This is a genomic window from Paludibacter jiangxiensis (genome assembly GCF_001618385.1).
GTDB lineage: Bacteria > Bacteroidota > Bacteroidia > Bacteroidales > Paludibacteraceae > Microbacter > Microbacter jiangxiensis.
Map to the genome: position 1 here is coordinate 45,806 of NZ_BDCR01000003.1, position 17,405 is coordinate 63,210.

At 41.3% G+C, this 17,405-nt stretch carries 14 protein-coding genes; 8 read left to right on the forward strand and 6 right to left on the reverse strand.

Annotated elements, in window-relative coordinates; genetic code table 11:
* Positions 1-209 precede the first annotated feature (209 nt).
* Together PJIAN_RS06585 and PJIAN_RS06590 are read left to right on the forward strand one after the other, a co-directional pair.
* Complete coding sequence (locus PJIAN_RS06585; protein ID WP_153802504.1) at positions 210-2,156, forward strand: hypothetical protein; 1,947 nt, start codon at positions 210-212, stop codon at positions 2,154-2,156.
* 445 nt (positions 2,157-2,601) lie between these two features.
* The gene (locus PJIAN_RS06590) at positions 2,602-2,955 is read left to right on the forward strand and encodes a DHCW motif cupin fold protein (protein WP_068703327.1); all 354 of its coding nucleotides are present in this window, start codon (positions 2,602-2,604) and stop codon (positions 2,953-2,955) included.
* A 150-nt stretch (positions 2,956-3,105) separates the two neighbouring features.
* Here the strand turns inward: PJIAN_RS06590 and PJIAN_RS06595 are convergent, their stop codons facing one another.
* On the reverse strand, positions 3,106-3,567 hold the full coding sequence (locus PJIAN_RS06595; protein WP_068703329.1) for a DUF4395 domain-containing protein: 462 nt from the start codon (positions 3,565-3,567) through the stop codon (positions 3,106-3,108).
* A gap of 169 nt (positions 3,568-3,736) precedes the next feature.
* Between PJIAN_RS06595 and PJIAN_RS06600 the strand changes: the two genes are divergently transcribed.
* Positions 3,737-3,994 (forward strand): hypothetical protein, encoded by a 258-nt coding sequence (locus tag PJIAN_RS06600; protein WP_068703331.1) that lies wholly within the window; start codon positions 3,737-3,739, stop codon positions 3,992-3,994.
* Here the strand turns inward: PJIAN_RS06600 and PJIAN_RS06605 are convergent, their stop codons facing one another.
* From PJIAN_RS06605 to PJIAN_RS06615, 3 genes are all read right to left on the reverse strand, one after another.
* Complete coding sequence (locus PJIAN_RS06605; RefSeq protein WP_068703333.1) at positions 3,995-5,587, reverse strand: hypothetical protein; 1,593 nt, start codon at positions 5,585-5,587, stop codon at positions 3,995-3,997.
* Positions 5,588-5,592: 5 nt separating this feature from the next.
* Positions 5,593-6,627 (reverse strand): HlyD family secretion protein, encoded by a 1,035-nt coding sequence (locus PJIAN_RS06610; RefSeq protein ID WP_068703335.1) that lies wholly within the window; start codon positions 6,625-6,627, stop codon positions 5,593-5,595.
* 234 nt (positions 6,628-6,861) lie between these two features.
* On the reverse strand, positions 6,862-8,184 hold the full coding sequence (locus PJIAN_RS06615) for a TolC family protein (protein ID WP_068703337.1): 1,323 nt from the start codon (positions 8,182-8,184) through the stop codon (positions 6,862-6,864).
* A gap of 153 nt (positions 8,185-8,337) precedes the next feature.
* Here PJIAN_RS06615 and PJIAN_RS06620 point away from each other — a divergent pair, with 153 nt between their 5' ends.
* The 3 genes from PJIAN_RS06620 to coaA all read left to right on the forward strand — a co-directional run bounded on the left by PJIAN_RS06620 (position 8,338) and on the right by coaA (position 13,071).
* Entirely contained in the window at positions 8,338-9,198 is an 861-nt protein-coding gene (locus PJIAN_RS06620) for a helix-turn-helix domain-containing protein (protein WP_068703339.1), read from the forward strand.
* 355 nt (positions 9,199-9,553) lie between these two features.
* Positions 9,554-11,311 (forward strand): hypothetical protein, encoded by a 1,758-nt coding sequence (locus tag PJIAN_RS06625; protein WP_068703341.1) that lies wholly within the window; start codon positions 9,554-9,556, stop codon positions 11,309-11,311.
* 815 nt (positions 11,312-12,126) lie between these two features.
* Positions 12,127-13,071 carry a type I pantothenate kinase gene (coaA, locus tag PJIAN_RS06635; protein ID WP_068703345.1) on the forward strand — a complete coding sequence of 315 codons (945 nt, stop codon included), beginning with the start codon at positions 12,127-12,129 and terminating at the stop codon, positions 13,069-13,071.
* A gap of 360 nt (positions 13,072-13,431) precedes the next feature.
* On the opposite strand, the gene PJIAN_RS06640 is transcribed toward coaA, so the two are convergent.
* The gene (locus PJIAN_RS06640; protein WP_153802505.1) at positions 13,432-14,094 is read right to left on the reverse strand and encodes a hypothetical protein; all 663 of its coding nucleotides are present in this window, start codon (positions 14,092-14,094) and stop codon (positions 13,432-13,434) included.
* A 280-nt stretch (positions 14,095-14,374) separates the two neighbouring features.
* On the opposite strand from PJIAN_RS06640, the gene PJIAN_RS06645 reads away from it, so the two are divergent.
* Complete coding sequence (locus tag PJIAN_RS06645) at positions 14,375-15,565, forward strand: acyltransferase family protein (RefSeq protein ID WP_068703349.1); 1,191 nt, start codon at positions 14,375-14,377, stop codon at positions 15,563-15,565.
* Positions 15,566-15,585: 20 nt separating this feature from the next.
* Positions 15,586-16,491: an alpha/beta hydrolase gene (locus PJIAN_RS06650; RefSeq protein WP_068703351.1), complete on the forward strand. Its 906-nt coding sequence runs from the start codon at positions 15,586-15,588 to the stop codon at positions 16,489-16,491.
* A 161-nt stretch (positions 16,492-16,652) separates the two neighbouring features.
* On the opposite strand, the gene PJIAN_RS06655 is transcribed toward PJIAN_RS06650, so the two are convergent.
* Entirely contained in the window at positions 16,653-17,357 is a 705-nt protein-coding gene (locus PJIAN_RS06655; protein WP_068703353.1) for a carboxypeptidase-like regulatory domain-containing protein, read from the reverse strand.
* Positions 17,358-17,405 lie beyond the last annotated feature (48 nt).

Consider the following 17,405-nt stretch of genomic DNA (forward strand, 5'->3'; position numbering starts at 1 on the left):
TTACTGAGGGATAAAGAGGAATGATCGAATAGGAGACGTAAAAAAAAAGAGTTTTATCTTTGAATTAAATACGTAACTGATTCCTTTTTGGCAAAGAATGCAAATCAAAAGACTTACTATGATGTATAAATATGTATGATATGGTTACAAAGTGTGATATGCAAGTCAAATCAAGAAAAAATCTAAACAGAGCAATAAATTAGATGAATATGAATAATAATAATAAAACAAACTCAACAAGATTATCTGCATTTTGCTTTTTAGCTTCTCTGACGGAAACTGGAAGAGACTTGTATAATGATGTATATGTTCCAATATGCAAAAGAGCATTGTCATATTATTGTGCTCATAAGAGTAAAAGTGGATTATATACGGATTTACAAAAGGCAATAATTGAACTTTATGGTATTATTGTGCCCGAATCAATAATTTCTCTTTTGCTAAAAAGAATTCAAAAATCCTTTTCAGCCAAGGAGAAGGAAAAATATTCATTGATTTTATCAGAAAGAACCCCTAAATCATTTCAATTTAATGATTTTGTTTTCACTGATCATGAAGATAAATACAGAAGAAGTCAAAGAGATGCTAATCTAATAGAGGCGGAGTTTTGCCAATTTGCAAGTAAAAATGACCAAGTATTGTGTCCAACTTTTGCTAGTTTTATTGAAAAATACCAAAAAAGATTATCTAGCTTTTTTACAGGTAATGATTTGATAAATGGTAGTGACCTTGATGTTTCATATTTATGCCATGCCAATTTTTTAAAAGAAATTGAACAAAACAGAAATGATTTATATAAAATTGCAGAGCAACTATATTTGGGAGCAATCATTACAAGTTATTTCGAAAATGAAATTGATCTTGATGTAAAATTTGAAAGTGGAGAAACTTATTACATAGATACCCAAATAATTCTTCAAGCTTTAGATTTACAGGCTGAATATGAAACAAACCCTGCCAAAGAACTTTTAAGTATACTTACAAATACAGGTGGTAAACTAAGAATCTTAGGTATTACATTAAATGAACTTGGACATCAGATAGAGAAAGCTATCTATAAATGGGATTCAAAAAATCCGCGAACGATAATTAACGATGCTTGCCTTAGAAATAAGAAAGGTAAGGAATGGCTAATTTTACTTAACTCAGATATTCAAAATAGGATTGAAAAAGAACTCGGTGTGATTTTAGAACTTATTCCTGCTGCACTAAAAGAAAAATTCAAAAATTCAACCGATATCAAAGAACTTCAAAAACAGAGATTTAAATATAGTGCCGAACATGATGTACTGGCTTATTTGTACGTTAGACATTTACGAGACAAATATATTTCATCTGTCCAAAAAGGGAAACACTGGTTTGTTACTAACAATGGGAATCTATTTAAATACAACAAAGAACATACGACAACAAAAAAAATAACAGAAGTCGCTCTACCTGATTATCTTATAGGATTGTTGTGGCTTAAAGATCCCTCAAAATATTTAGATAAGGTCAAAAAAGCTGGTTTAAGTTTGATTCTTTCAACGACATTTAAAGAAGAAATACCTAGTCAGGAATTGATTTATACTTATGAAGAAAAAGTCAAAAGCAATCAGGAAATTACTGATGAACAATATGTTTTTTTACATACTTCAATAGCAAAAGAATCAGCCAAAAGAATCGAGAAATATTTACTTGAAGAAGAACCAGAAAAAGTTGAACAAACAGCCTTGAAACTTATCAAAAAAGCAACAGAGCAGCAAGAGTTGCAAAAAAAACAGGTTTCAGCAATGGATGCTCGGATGAAAGAATTAGAAAAATTAATTGCCTCCAAGGATAAAGAAATTGGAGATGCGAAACAAAAAATAGATGATAAATTAATAGAAGGGAACAAGAAAATTCAAGATAAAGACTCTGAGATTGATAAATACAAGAGTGATATTATAAAAGAAAAACGGAAGAGAAAATTCATGCTTTACTTGTTCTCAATTTCACTTTCATTTCTTTTTATAGGTTGGATTGTTTTTTATTCATCATTTAGCAATGAATTTAAGACTCTATGGACTTCATCTGTCGGGATTGTAATAATCATTATTGATATTATTGCGAAGAAAAGCGGATTATGGTCTTTTATAAGTTTGCTTATAAATTTATTTAAGCACAAAAGAAAATAACAAAACAGGCTGTCGCGACTGATACCCCTCGCTGGCGCAGATCTCCTGATATGTGCCAGATAAGAATGATAAAGACAAAGGCCTACCCCTAAATCCCCTTAAGGGGACTTTTGACCAGTGCAAACGGGAAGATTTGCAAACGTTTCTCAGAACAAAACAAATTTGCAAAACAAGAGAGAGAGAGAGAAAAATAGCAGCAAGCCGACTAAAGCCCCTTAAGGGGTTTGGGGTAAAAAAATAGATCAACAATGCTTCAAAAGAACACAATACAACACACCATGTACTATAATGCTCAGCCAACTATTTTTGCACGGGCAAAAGAGCTGCGTGAGAACATGACACCAGCGGAACAATGTTTCTACTCGTTTTTTTACCCCTAATTAACTCCGCTGATCTATGATTGATATGAAAGTCGTGGCAGGCTAAGTAATAAAATTAATACCTTATGACAAAAGATTGTAATATCCCGTTTCAGGTTATTGAATGGGACGAAGTTCCAAAAACGGAACATAAAGGAGAGAGTGGAACTGCATTTTGGCAAACCATGCAGTTTTCGGGATTAAGAATTCGTATTGTGGAATACTCAAAAGGATATTTAGCAGACCATTGGTGTCGGAAGGGACACATCGTTCATTGCCTGGAAGGTGAATTTGTAAGCGAGTTGGAAAATGGCGAACGCTTCACCCTGACACAGGGTATGACCTATGTTGTTTCCGACGAATTGAGTTCACACCGGTCGAGTACGCAGCAAGGCGTGAAGCTAATGATCATCGACGGTGATTTTTTGCAATTGAAGTAAGTCAGGTAAAAATCAGAAAACATTGTTTGAGTTGAAATTGCTGCTTTATCGGGCAGATATGAATCATCCTGTTTTTGTGTGCCAAATTAGCACTAAAAACAGGATGAATGGCAAAAGTACCTAATCTTTACTCACAAAACAGCAATCTCTTTATTGAATGGCTTTAGATATATTGAAATGAGTCAGTTTATAAGTGTAGGGATAGATTTTGCAAGCAAGGCAAAAGCCTATCGCGGCTTCTAAAAAGGCGCAAACTCCGAACACAGCACTAATCACGAACGCCAGTTGATTCAACCCCAGGAGAGTAGACACAAGTATCGACAAGCTGAAGACAGCGCCTATTTTTGCCGCAAAGAATTTGGGGCCAGCATTAATCACTTTGGGTTGAAGCGACAAAACGGATACTACCTTTTTCGAGACAAATACCAAAGGGCTATAGCTGGCCAGTTCAAATCCCCGGAGTACAAAGTCGACCAAAAGAAAAAGAACGATAAAAGGATTTGTGCTCAGTTGAAACACGACTAAAAGCAGGACGGTAAAAGCAGCATTGCTGCGCGCTACGTTTTCATCCGCCTTTTTATTATTGATGGGGCATATCGCTTTGGTTTGCATATCAGTTATTCTTTATGAATGTTACTGATGCAAAAATACTACCCGGCACATCCGGCATCAATCCCACACATTGAGTATTTTTATACCACAAACATGGTATTTCGAACTCATAATGCTGCATCACCAATCGACTGTAAATCGTATCTTTGCCTCAAAATCAATCCTCACTATGGAAACCAACCCGACATATTACGGCTTACCTGCTCGCGTTCAGCTGGAAGAACTGGGCGAAAACCAACTGGGCATTCGCAAAGTGATTAAAAGCCGCATCATCCGCAAAGACGCCGAAAAGATCGCACAAATGGCCCGGCAAATAAAAAGCGTAAATCCCGCACTGGGACTTACGCTTCTTTGTAACCGCAATATCTGCTCCAAATCACTGGACTTGCTTCGCGAAGAGGAAATCGAGATTAGGTATATGGATTAATCATGAGTTATCCAACATCCAGTCGAGTTTCAGCTGATGCTTAATGGCTTGACGAATGGTGCTGAACTTGGGATGAAACGTGTTTGGACGCAGGGGACTTTTCCAGATAAGAAACAGCAGCAACACAAAACATCCGGCAATGCAGAGCCATCCGTAAATCTCTTTGATGCTAACCAGCATGCTGTGCATTTGCAACTGTTGGAATATCTCCGTCTGCGGAATATGAGCAATGGACTGGTTGAGATTATCGAAATTTCCCTCGGCCAACATCAGGTTCTTTTTCAAGGTAACCGTAAAAAATCGGGTAACAAAAGCATCGCCGATCACCCCACCCAGACAGGCACTCATAAATGCCTGCACCGACAGTGACTCTACGAAAACCGGGAAAGGCGACGATGTGAGAGCCGTAAGAAACACCGCTGCAATAACGGTGTACCCGAAGCCCCTCATAAACAGCGGCAACAAAATCCGTTCCTTCGGCAGGTTGACATCCACTATAAAATACATCATGACCAGATAGGCGAGAACAAACACAAAGCCGAGCATCGTCATGTTTTTATAGGTCCATTTACGACGGGCAAAAAGGAGATAGTTACATCCCATTCCCACCACCACTCCGACCAGAATCGACCAGTTGAGCGAAATATAGTTCAGTTCGTCGTGCCCCAATACGCCCTGAAAATAGATATGTTCGATAGAATGGGACGGACTCAGCAACAGATCGAGAATGAGGTAGGCAATAAATGTTGCCCACACCGGACGAAAGAACCAGGTGCGCAGTCCGATAAACGGATGCCGGACAAAGGAGGCACGCCACAAGTTCAGCCCAAGCGAAACGAAGGCTATCAGCACTCCCACGCGGATATAGAGGGAGTGAAACCAGTCGAAATATTCTCCGTAGTTGAATACGAAAATCAGGCTTATCAAGGTAGTGGCCCACAACATCATCCCCATCCAGTCGATACCAAACAATGGCAATTTCGGCATCGAACGGTAGTGTCGAAAGATAAGAAATGTGATGAGTGTGACCGAGAGCAACAACCCGATAACCAACCAGTGCATCAGCTGCCAGGTTCCCAGCCAGGCGGTATAAATAGAGACCAAGCCTGACAATTGCAGACTACCCTGCACAATAAGCGGTATAAAACAGAACCAGACGGTCATATCGCGCTTGGGCGTAATCCACAACTGAATATTGGTGTTACAGGTAAATGTGCCCCACATTCTGAAAAAACCCGACACGAAGGACACTGCCGTCAACAACGGCACATTGTCTGTGTTCATGCAGATAAGATTGCAGGCCGCAATAACCAACGAACAGATGATCAGGCTATCTTTGGTCGGGAGGTAAAACTTGAGCCGAAACATGAGGTTGAAGTTGAGGGCAAGTCCAACCAACGAAGCGTATCCGGCCATCATGACATCCTCCTGAAGCAACGAAAGCGAACCTTTCATCTCACTGGCAGAGGCCATATAAACGCCTCCCGAAAGCTGAAAGATCAGTGCGAAAGCCAGCAGTATCCAGGGTTTAATTTTTTCCGGTACAAAATTCCGTATGTCGGGAGTAGTGAATTTTCCTGTGTGTTGGTGCATTCTTTTCAATAGTTTACTTCACACTCAACATTCATTCCCTTGCTCAATTGTGCCAGATCTTCGGGCTTGTTTTGGGCGGAAAAGACAATCCGCACCGGAATACGTTGTTCTACTTTCACAAAATTGCCGGCCGAATTATCCTGCGGGAAGAGCGAGTAACTCGATCCTGTTGCGCGCGAAAGCGTTTGAACAACACCTTTGAATGTAACACCAGGTATTGCATCCACCTTCACCTCTACCGGCATACTCGGACGAATGTTGGCGGTTTGTGTTTCGCGGTAGTTGGCAATGACCCACTTTTCGTTCGAGTTCACTACATCGAGCAAAGCCTGTCCCGGTTGAATGAGCTGCCCCTCCTGAATGTTTTTGCGTCCGGTCACGCCGTCGCAGGGAGCCACGATGACCGTGTACGAAAGATTGAGACGTGCCAATTCGAACGCAGCTTTGGCCAGTTTAATGGCAGCATCATTCTGGTTGAGGCGAATATTTTGCTCGCTCTTTACCAGAGAGGTAGAGTTGCGTTGCCGGAGCAACTGGTCGAAGCGGGCTTTAGCCGCTCTGTAATTGGTGTTGATATCGTCAAACTGCTGTTGTGTCACCGCTTTCTGCGCCAATAGGTTTTTGTAACGAGTCTGCTCTTTCTCTGCATTCTCCAACCGGGCTTTGGCCTCTTCGATGGTAGCATCGGTCACCCCGATATTGCTTTGGGTGGTCTGAATGGTGGTTCCCATCGCCTTTTTGCCAATCAGGGCATTCTGATAATCGGCTTCGGCCTGTGCCAGACGATAGCGGAACTCGGCATCCTCGATCAGCACCAACGTATCGCCTTTGTGTACCGGCTGATACTCTTTGAAACGGATCTCTTTGATAAATCCCTGTACCCGGGAGTTGACCGGTACAATTTGCTGTTGCACCTGCGCGTTATCGGTGAATTCGACGTTTCCCAGATGTATGAAATGAGAAAAGACCCACACAATACCGCCAACCAGCAGCAATCCCACTACGATGTTAAATACCAGTTTTTTTGTCTTTTTTGCCATGATAAATATGTGTCAAGAATAAATATATGTCTTTTTGTTTTTGCCGGATGTTTTGGCTATTTGCATGTACTACAAGGTGTCGTGCCTACGGCACTCAGTTTATTCGAATTGTTTGTTTTCTATAAACCTTTTGTCCCGATGGGACTTAAATTTGAATTAACCATTAAGAAATGAAGGGAATAAGGCTTCTTGATCTTAATGCCTTAATGGTAAAATTTGGCTACAACCTAATTATTAATAGAATCTGGAACCCGTTTCGCGCAACAGTTTGTAGTAGCAATAGCTCAGCCTGAGTCGCGCGTTGACCACCGCCAGTTCGGCATCGAGTCGGGTGTTGCTGGCATCGAGCATTTCGGTAATCAGCACCAACCCGTTCAGATAGCGGTTATAAATGATGTCGTAATTCTCGCGGGCTAAGCGCAGACTCGTTTCATACACGCTTACCTTTTCGGCAGCTTCGGTGTAGTTGGTATAAGCATTGTAAAGCGCGATTGCCGTTTGCTCCATCACTACCGCCTCGGCACTGACTGCTACCCGCTGCGACTGATTGGCAAGCGCCACTTTGCGGTTGTTTTTATAGAGCGAAGCCAGATTGTATTTCACACCCAGGCCGAAATACCAGTAGTTGAAATTTTTGTTGATGGTGGGCACCTCAATCAGAATCGGCCCATTGAATTCATTCGCGGCAAAGAGCGACAAATGAGGGTAATAGTCGGCACGGGCAATGGTCACCTCCTTGGCGGCAATCTGTTTATTGAGAGCAACCGTCTTCAATTCGGGGAGGTTATGCTGTGCCGTTGCCATGAGGGTCTCGCGGTTGATTAAGTTCCGGTCGTTTGCCAAAGCCGATGAGTCGGGAACAATTTGCGTCCCGGCAGGCAAGCCGAGGGTTAACGCCAGCTGGTTGTTGATGATATTCCTGCTGTTGTCGACCTCGATAAGCCCCAGTTTCAGATTTTGCATCATCAGTTCGTGGCGGGTCACATCGTTGCTCAGCGCCATGCCCTCTTTTTCTTTCGACCGGATCTGTTTGATCAACAGCTCGGTGCGACTGATGTTTTGCAGCAGCACCTCCCGCTGATTTTGCAGCTTCGATAGATCGAGATAGTATCCGGTAATCAGAAAGCAGATATCGAGCTCTTTCTGCTGGTAATGCAGCCGGGCCTCCTGTTCCTGAAGACGGGCTTTTTCGATATTGCCCGAAATGGCTCCGCCGGCAAAGAGGACCTGAGAGGCCTGCAAGCTGAAGGTATTGCCGAAATGGGGCATCTCTGCCGACTGCCAATTGCTGAAAAGGCGGTTGCTGATGCTTCCGTTGCCAATATAAGAGGCCGAGAGCGAAGCGTCGATCGAGGGAGTGCGCAACGTTTCGGTTACCTGCTTGGCTTTTTGTGCCGCTTCGGTTTCGGTGCGCGAAAGTTGCAACTGTTTGCTGTTTTCAATTGCCAGTTGGCAGACCTGAGTGAGGCTCAGTTTTTGTGTCGTTTGTGCGTTAATTACAAGAGAAATAAGAAAGAATGAGAAGAGAAAGGAAACTGTTTTTGTAAGTCGATTCATTACAGATACATTAAAATTTTGAGTCTGCAAAGGTCGATTTAATCAGCGAGAGAACAACTATCAGGATTTCTATGAAAATTGACTTTATTTCCACAAACAAGGATGCCAAATGGGAAAAAGAGCGTACTTTTGCATACAAATTAGGAACAACCGATGAATTCCAACAAAGCCACCTCTTTTGATTTCGGCAACAATCAGGAGATCGAATCGCACTTTCACATCTCCCTCAAAAGCAACGACATTTCGCTCGGATCGTTGCCCCACCGTTCGGAGAGTTGCCTGGTGATGATTTGCCTGAATGGGTATGCCGATATCAACGTCGACTTGCAGTCGTGCCGCCTGAAACGAAACGATATCTTCCTCGTGTTTCCCGGGTTGATTCTGTTGGGATGGAAGCAGTCGGACGATTTTGAATTTGCCTACTTCTCCTTCTCCAACCACCTGATCGATGAGATTTTGTTCCGCTTTCCGGCTGCCTTTATCGGGTTTCTGAAGGAGAATGCCACCTACTCGTTGCCGGAAGAGGAGAAGGAAGAACTCTTCACCGAATATTTCGCTATTTTGGACAAGCGCTATACCGACACCTCCAACGTGTGCCGGAGCGAAATTATCCAGAACCTGTTGTGCAACTTCTATCTCGATCTCTACAGCAAAATCGTGAGGCGAAACGATATCTACGCGCAACCCCGGCAGCGCAAGAAGGAGCTCCACGAAGCCTTTCTGCAACTGCTCAAACAACATCCCAACCGACGCGAGGTATCGTTTTTTGCCAACGAACTTTGCATCACCCCCAAATACCTCTCCATTATTGCCAAAGAGAGCACCGGCAACACCGCCAAAGAGATGATTAGCAACTATGCCGTAGCCGAGTTGAAGCTGCGGCTGAAATCCGACTCTACGCCTTTGAAAGAGATTGCCGACCTGCTCGACTACCCGGGCGAAGCATTTCTGTGCCGCTTCTTCAAAAAACTGACGGGCATGACCCCCTCACGCTACCGAAACGAACAGCACTAAGCAAAACAATTTTTCCACATACCTCTCGGCTCCGAAACGCAGATTCGACGGAACAAAATAACCAACACACTAATTAAGCTAATTCTTGTTTTACAAAGATAAATTTGTAGCTTTGAAGCGTAAATATTTAGTGCCAAAATGCAGTATATGGGCAGGTTAGGCGAATTGAATTAGAATTAGCTGCGCTGATCTGCGATTCCTTCCTCCCGATTTCGTCGTCGGAGTGCATATCCGACTGGACAGGAAAGACACGCAAAGCTGCTTATCTATTTTAACAACCCAACCATTTACGACAAGCTGATTTATAAACCGTGTGATATAGTTTATCATAAATAACAATATAAACAAATAAGATATGAAGCTTGCAAGATTAACTAATTGGAGCAATGACAACACTTTAGACTGCCTACTTTTCTTTGCTTTAAGGATTAGAGAACTCGTTTTCGATTATACGATTGACACATTTAAATATCCCGCATTAAATTCAACTGCAAGCTGTGATGAAGCATTAAAACTTATCGATGAAATTGAATCAAAGAACATAACAGCTAAGTCATTAACACCTGTTATTGAAGAATTAAAATGGAAAATTGGCAAAGATGACATAGTAAAAAATCTGGTTGGCGATGATCTTCAATCTTATTTAGATTTCGGTAATTTAGAAGATTTAAAGTCCATTAAAGTCAAATTAGAGCTATTACATAATAAAATTGAACCTTATAAATACTGTAGAGAAACAGAAAAAATATTATTAAGGCTAATAGAAGAAAACAAACAAAAAAACAAGATTAATTCACTATGCTATAATTACATATCTTCTTTAATAAACCTCGGAATTAGTCAAAGTTTTATCTATAGAGTTACAAACGTCATTTTTTTTTCAGACAATGCAGTTGACTCAATTCAAAAAGTATCTGATTTTTTTAAATATTTCAACAGAGAAGAAGAATCATATCTAGTAATACTTAAGTGCAGCGAATTATTTAAAGAAATAACAGATTCTTCTTTAGCGTTCAATTGTATCATTCTTGAGAAGTTAGATGAAGAAATATTAAAGCTTGACGTGAAAAATTTCCTCAAAAGTATTAGAAGAAATGAAGTTTATTATTTAGCACAGGAAGTAAAAACCCTTGATCCCTTAAGTGCCAAGATTGAAGCTGAAAGAAGAATTAATAAACTAGCAAAGCTATTTGTTTTTTTTCATCACAAAAAATTTCCTGATTGGCAAAGTAAAGCACTTGTAATAAACAATAAAAGTAAAAACACATTTTTATTTGATGACAAAATATCCGCAATGTCAAAAGGAGCTGACCTAAAGCCCAAAAAAGCTGCTATACAACTCAACAAACTAATTCGTGAATTTAGTCTTACCAGGGAGTCATTTACAAAATATAATAGAGCAATAGACCTTCATGGTATTTCAATAGAAAATAAATATATAGAAAACCAACTTCTTCAAAACTGGATTGCTTTTGAAACATTACTTGTTGGATATTCAAATAAATCAAAAATAGACCAAGTAATTGAGCATCTAGTGCCATTTCTAAAATACAGATACATAGAGCGTATAATCAAAGAATTTTCGAAAGATTTAATTCGATTTGACAGAAAATTTTTCAGAACAGAGATAACCAAAATTGATGTTGGGGAAAATCTTATAGAAAAGGTTACTGCCTTAATATGCCTTGAAGAGTATAAAGTAAATCGACTAAACTACTACAATCATTTAGAAAAATCTCCTCTATTAAAATGGCGTTTATCAAAATTTCATGAATATTTTTCCACTGCAAAATCGATAGGCGAATTTCTACAGACTCACGAAAGAAAGATTATCTGGCAAATAAAACGAATGTATAGAACTCGTAATCTAATTGTACATGCAGGTATTATTCCAGAATACACAGAAACGCTTGTTGAAAATTCACATGCATATTTTGATATATTAATAAAACAAATGAACGATTTATCTTTAAATGGACATTTGATATTTACAATACAGCAAGCAATTGAAGAGATTCGAATAAAAGTTCACAGGCATGAAATGACATTAAAGGATGACTTAAATCAACCTATAGACAAGTCAAATTTTATAAAATTGATGCTTAATAAATAAGCTGGCCTTCGCTGCCGCACGATTAGCGAAGCGTATCGTGTGGCCAAATTATACAATAGAAACAAAAAACCCGTTTGCAGTAAACTGTAATGCAGACTCGGGTTTGGCGTATGGCTTCGATCTCCGTTCACCATAGCATATAAAACAGATTAAGGTTCGGCGTATGCTCTGCCTACGTTGAGGATAAAAGCAAAGCTCCTGCCTTGCAAAACGATAGCAGAACGACGGCATTATAAGGTTTCGCTTTTCTTTTGAGATGAAGAAATATTGCTACATTTGAAGGAAATTGGGAAGCAGGAGCTTTCCCTTGTTTAGCACAAAAAATAGCATGAAGACACTTAAATTTATTTGGGTTTATTTGAAAGACTGGAAAAACTGGTTGACACATTCATTAATAGGCATATCTATTCTCCTAACTGCTTTTTATCTGCCCGTTAAACCAATTTACCGGATTATTATACTTGTCCTTGTAGTTGCTTTTAATATTACGAGAATGAGATTAGAGAAGGTAAAGAAAAACAGAGAGTCTTAGTGAATAGATTCGCAGCTAACGCGTAGCTATTTCTCCGTGCTGATAAACGCTCGCATTCAGAGTCCTGGTTCTTGGTTCTCGACTTGTAGCCTGCTCAAAGCCCCTTAAGACTGGTAACAGTGACATCGCCGATCGTCAGTGGATTTGGGGAAGGAAAAGCAACGCCTCTTTCGAGTAAATCAGAATCAGCTTGTAATTGACTAACTTTGCACCCTCGCAAAGCTTGCGTTAAGGTAAAATCAATATGCCGGTATAATTACAGGTAAGATTCAACAACTAACACATGACCAGATCTTCGGAAAATCTCTATATGTACTTCGACAGAGAGCAATGGGCTTCGCTTCGTAATATGCAGCCAATGTCACTCACGACAGAAGAGGTACAAAAACTACGGGGCATTAACGATGAATTGTCTATTGACGAGGTGCGGGATATTTATATGCCGCTTGCCCGTCTTCTCAACTATTATCTCAATGCCCGCCTCAACAGGCAATCGGCATTGATGCAGTTTTTGAATCAGCAAGAGCAGCACATTCCTTTTATTATCAGCGTTGGAGGCAGCGTTTCGGTAGGCAAAACAACGAGTTCGCGCGTATTGCAGGCTTTACTGAGTCATTGGAAAGAGAATCTTAAAGTTGTGCTGGTAACCACTGACGGCTTTTTATATCCCAATGCTGTGTTGGAAGAAAAGGGTTTGATGATGAAGAAAGGCTTTCCTCAATCGTATGACACGCACCGACTGCTACAGTTTGTTATGGATGTCAAATCGGGCAAATCACATTTACAAGCGCCCAGGTACTCACATAAGATATACGACGTGGTGCCCGACGAATTTCAGGAGGTAGACCGCCCTGACATCTTGATTCTGGAAGGGCTGAATGTACTGCAAAGCAATCTCGATGCTCCGCATCCGGATCAATCGCATGCATTTGTATCCGACTTTGTGGATTTTTCTATCTATGTGGATGCAGATGAAGCCCTATTGGAAGAATGGTTCTTGTCCCGGTTTTTGAAACTGCGCGAAACGGCATTTACAGACCCCGACTCTTTCTTCGTTAACTATTCAAAGCTGCCTGTAGACGAAGCAATCAAAATTGCACGCTCGGCATGGAGGGATATCAATCTGTTAAATCTCCGGAAACATATTCTCCCTACCCGCCACCGCGCCAGCCTCATTCTGCATAAAAACGCTGATCATCTTGTTGATTACGTCCAGCTCCGAAAATAAAGAGGAGAACCAAGCATCCAATGAAACCTCTACGAGGTATAACATCTGCTAAATTATCTGATCTCCTATGGATATGAAAGCCCTAACGGGCCAAGTGATGTGAAAACTGGATGGAAACTATGTCCGTAGGACATACATATCAATAGAAAGACGAAAAACAATTTCCTATTAATGCCCGTAGGGTAGTCACGAAAAACTTCTGAACCAGACCGAGCTAATTATCAACTTCCACCCCTATATCCCCTTAAGGCTTACAGTACTGACATCGTAGGTCGTCAGTGGGACTCTGGATTAGTACAAACAAAAAGATTTGCAAGTATTTTCAGAACGAGACAGAGAGTTTGGCAGCGCAAGCACAAGTTATAATGAATACAATCCATCGAAATAGTAAAGCAGACTACCTTGCTCATCGTTGTAATAAGCTTCGGGGTATGACGAATTCTTAGGGGTCACATGCCACACCTTTACTAATTTTTCGGACGCGTTATTGACACCTGCATTGACATTATAATAGCCAAATTCGCCCTGAAAGCAGCTGTCTGCATACATAGCAGAATTAGCAGTATTTTTTTTGATATCCGCAAGGAACAAAGCTCTGATCTGTGCTAAATTCAGGTGCGGACTTGTATTGAGCGTTGTTCCTTTGGTTACATTCCCGGTTTCGTAATGCAATGCCCCGTTCCAAAAAATGAAAATAAGATCACCATTAAAAACCGGTAATGAATTAGTATACTGTAGCAACCGGACCGTCTGTTGGTCATATTGAGTATATGGAGAATACGATGCTTGAAAAGTTGATCGTTCGTAACTGATATAGCGGAAGTTATCTGAAGATATATTGTTATTTACAAAAAGCTGATTAACAACTGCAACATTGGATTTGTCGATACTATGGGCAGAGACCGGTACAATTTTTTGTTGCATACAGCCATAGTCTTCGAAGAGTTGACCATCTGTAGTACAGGATACAATGGATAAAACACCACATACCGCAGCACACATAGCCATTCGTATTCTTTTCATCGTACATAGTTTTACCAATTTCTGCAAGAACATCCGGTTCCGAAAGATCTACAAAAATCGAATTATACATCTATAGATGCAGCTGATTGTCAATTCGCTGCACAAATCGGTTTTTTAAAATGACTCGATTGCAATAATATTTTACAGAACAATGCAACTTCATATATCCAAGCAGAACGGCTGTGATTGTCCCTCCGTTCCATCAAAAGAAACAAAGGGTTCTTCTAAAAATTATCGTAATTTTGCGATCCCATAATACCATAGCCACAACAAACAACCAATGTCACACATTTCATCCGCTGCTTTTGCAGACACAAAACCGCACTACAACCTCTTAGACGGACTGCGTGGAGTAGCCGCCCTTTTAGTTCTTTGGTACCATGTAAACGAAGGCTTTGGCTTTGCCGGAGCAGTCAGTGGAGTAAGCGATGGGCGTATCCTGAATTTCAACCACGGCTACCTGGCAGTGGATTTCTTCTTTATTCTTTCGGGTTTCGTCATCGGATATGCGTATGACGACCGCTGGAACAAAGATTTTGGCCTGAAAGAGTTCTTCAAACGTCGTTTGATTCGTCTTCACCCGATGGTGATAATGGGTGCCATTTTAGGAGTGATCACCTTCTGTCTTCAGGGCAGCGTGCAGTGGAACGGAACACAGATTACCACCTCCTTCACAATGCTCGCTTTGCTTTTGACCATGTTTTTCATTCCGGCCATTCCCGGAGCCGGTTACGAAATACGCGGCAACGGTGAAATGTTTCCGCTGAACGGACCGTTCTGGTCTCTGTTTTTCGAATATATCGGCAATATTCTTTACGCCTTGTTTATCCGTCGTTTGTCCACAAAAATGTTGGGTATTTTAGTTGTATTGTTGGGCATTGCTCTGACGTGGTTTGCGATCGGCAATATCTCTACTTATGGCAGTATAGATGCGGGCTGGACATTAGACAGCGTAAATTTTCTGGGAGGTTCGTTGCGTATGCTTTTCCCGTTTACGATGGGCATGTTCCTGTCGCGCATTTTCCGGCCGGTGAAGGCGAGAGGCACTTTCTGGCTTTGCTCAGCTCTATTGACAGCCTTGTTTGCGGTACCTTTTATCGGAGTTTTGAAGCCTCTCAGCCTCAACGGTATTTACGAATCGTTCTGCATCCTCATCGTTTTCCCTATCCTGGTTTGGCTGGGCGCATCGGGTGCTACCACCGACAAGTTTTCCACAAATACCTGCAAATTTCTGGGCGATATCTCTTTTCCGCTCTATGTGGTACATTATCCGTTTATGTACCTGTTTTATGCATGGCTTATCAAAAACAAACTGTACACCTTTGGCGAAACCTGGGTAATGTCTTTGGTCGTTATGCTTTGGAATATACTTTTGGCGTATGCTTGCCTGAAACTGTACGACGAGCCGGTGCGCAATTATTTGGCAAAGCGTTTCCTAAACAAGCAAAACAAAGATAAACTTCAAGCGTAACCACATAAAAAACACCTACCATGAACAAGATATTTTGCAGCTTAGTTGCTGTCTGCTGTTGCCTGTTGCCGGCAAAATCGCAGGAGGTTGTCAAATTGTACAATGGAGTTCCTCCGGGAAACAGCCGTAGCACTATTGAAGAAAAAATGACGAGAGCAGCCAATGGATCGATTGATGTTATCAGCGACGTTACCATTCCAACGCTCACCGCCTACCTTCCCGCCTCCGCGAAAGCAACCGGAACATCAGTCGTTATTCTGCCCGGAGGCGCCCTGCGGTTCTTAAGTTGGGATATGGAAGGGGTAAAATTAGCCCAATGGCTTAACGAAAAAGGAGTGGCAGCTTTTGTATTGAAATACCGTCTTCGAACAAGCGACATGAAACAGGTCACTCCCCCTACAGGAACACCGCTGCGGGCTGCCGTTTACGAATCGAACAAGCTGGTAAATGCGAATGCAAATCCGCTCAAAGATTCCGTTTCAGCCAAAGTGATTAGCATGGCGGCCGAAGATACGCGACAAGCAATACGTATCATTCGTAAAAACGCCACGAGATGGAAAATAAACCCCGATAAGGTAGGCTGTATTGGCTTTTCGGCTGGTGGCGGGGTTATGTTAAGCGCGGTCATGCATAACGCTGACCAATCGGCAATGCCCGGATTCATCGCAACCATTTACGGACCGGCATTGGAAGATGTTGTGATGCCGAATTCAGCTCCACCGCTGTTTATTGCGACTTGTGCCGATCACATGAATGTTGCGGCCGGCTGTCTTGCATTATTCGAATCGTGGAAAAGAGCAGGCGGCGAGGCAGAAATACATATCTACGGCAAAGGAAAAGCCGGCTTCGGCATGATTAAACAAAACCAACCCAGCGATGAATGGGTGAACAGCTTTTACCGCTGGCTACTTTCGGAAGGTTTTTAAACATCATCAGGTGCACCGGTTTGAAAGCCAGTGCACCTGATGATGAAAACAGAACAGATTCCTGCTATTGCTTAAGACCAAAAACTCCGGAACTTCATATCATTGCAATCGAAGTCGTTCAGGACAATACTCAACAGTCGAATCTATGCTATTACAGAAGATTATTCTTTGGTCAGCGTTATCAGTACAACTCCATGAGCAGATCTTAACCCGTAGATAGATGCGTCGGCGCCGGTAAGAACACTGATAGATTTTACCATACGCGGAAGGACACTGGATAGCGAGGATTCAACACCATCGACTAATATCATCGCATCGTACGGACCTGTATTAGAGTCATAAGCGCCTTTTAATATTATTTTTTCGCCTACTACCTGCACGTTCGAAAGTTCGGCACGTATCAAATCATATATATTCTGATAAGATTCGTATTTATTCTTTTTTCTGTCAACCGTAGCAATATTAGAGGGCAGATCTTTTTTTTGAACAGTGCCAAAACCGACATTTACTTCTTCGTTTTCCGTATTTGCTTTTTGAGCCGCATCCTTTTGAGACATTGTATCTTCGAATTTAAAATCAATTACCACGCGACCCTTAATCTCCTCATTGATAAGCAATCCGTTAAATATTGAAAAAACAGACAGTACTGTGGCATCCGGTTTTACCTTTACCTTATAGTTCCCTTTTGCATCTGTAACGACATTCGTACTTTTGTTATCGACTAACACGGTAGCACCCGATACAGGTTTGCTGTTAGCATCAAGAACCTGTCCTGTAATAAAATACTTTTTCCCTGAGTTCTGAGCAAACGAACCGAAGGATAAAGACAAAATAAAAATCAGTAAAAGAATTTTGTGTGTTTGCATGGCTTGTTTTTGTTTTTAACTATATTAAAGGAAGAGTACGGCTTTCCA

What these genes read in the sequence shown, in the direction of transcription:
- PJIAN_RS06595 (WP_068703329.1), bottom strand. Translation starts at nt 3,567, where the DNA reads ATGCAAACCAAAGCGATATGCCCCATCAATAATAAAAAGGCGGATGAA.
- PJIAN_RS06625 (WP_068703341.1), top strand. Translation starts at nt 9,554, where the DNA reads ATGAAGCTTGCAAGATTAACTAATTGGAGCAATGACAACACTTTAGAC.
- PJIAN_RS06600 (WP_068703331.1), top strand. Translation starts at nt 3,737, where the DNA reads ATGGAAACCAACCCGACATATTACGGCTTACCTGCTCGCGTTCAGCTG.
- PJIAN_RS06650 (WP_068703351.1), top strand. Translation starts at nt 15,586, where the DNA reads ATGAACAAGATATTTTGCAGCTTAGTTGCTGTCTGCTGTTGCCTGTTG.
- PJIAN_RS06645 (WP_068703349.1), top strand. Translation starts at nt 14,375, where the DNA reads ATGTCACACATTTCATCCGCTGCTTTTGCAGACACAAAACCGCACTAC.
- PJIAN_RS06640 (WP_153802505.1), bottom strand. Translation starts at nt 14,094, where the DNA reads ATGAAAAGAATACGAATGGCTATGTGTGCTGCGGTATGTGGTGTTTTA.
- coaA (WP_068703345.1), top strand. Translation starts at nt 12,127, where the DNA reads ATGACCAGATCTTCGGAAAATCTCTATATGTACTTCGACAGAGAGCAA.
- PJIAN_RS06620 (WP_068703339.1), top strand. Translation starts at nt 8,338, where the DNA reads ATGAATTCCAACAAAGCCACCTCTTTTGATTTCGGCAACAATCAGGAG.
- PJIAN_RS06615 (WP_068703337.1), bottom strand. Translation starts at nt 8,184, where the DNA reads ATGAATCGACTTACAAAAACAGTTTCCTTTCTCTTCTCATTCTTTCTT.
- PJIAN_RS06605 (WP_068703333.1), bottom strand. Translation starts at nt 5,587, where the DNA reads ATGCACCAACACACAGGAAAATTCACTACTCCCGACATACGGAATTTT.
- PJIAN_RS06585 (WP_153802504.1), top strand. Translation starts at nt 210, where the DNA reads ATGAATAATAATAATAAAACAAACTCAACAAGATTATCTGCATTTTGC.
- PJIAN_RS06655 (WP_068703353.1), bottom strand. Translation starts at nt 17,357, where the DNA reads ATGCAAACACACAAAATTCTTTTACTGATTTTTATTTTGTCTTTATCC.
- PJIAN_RS06590 (WP_068703327.1), top strand. Translation starts at nt 2,602, where the DNA reads ATGACAAAAGATTGTAATATCCCGTTTCAGGTTATTGAATGGGACGAA.
- PJIAN_RS06610 (WP_068703335.1), bottom strand. Translation starts at nt 6,627, where the DNA reads ATGGCAAAAAAGACAAAAAAACTGGTATTTAACATCGTAGTGGGATTG.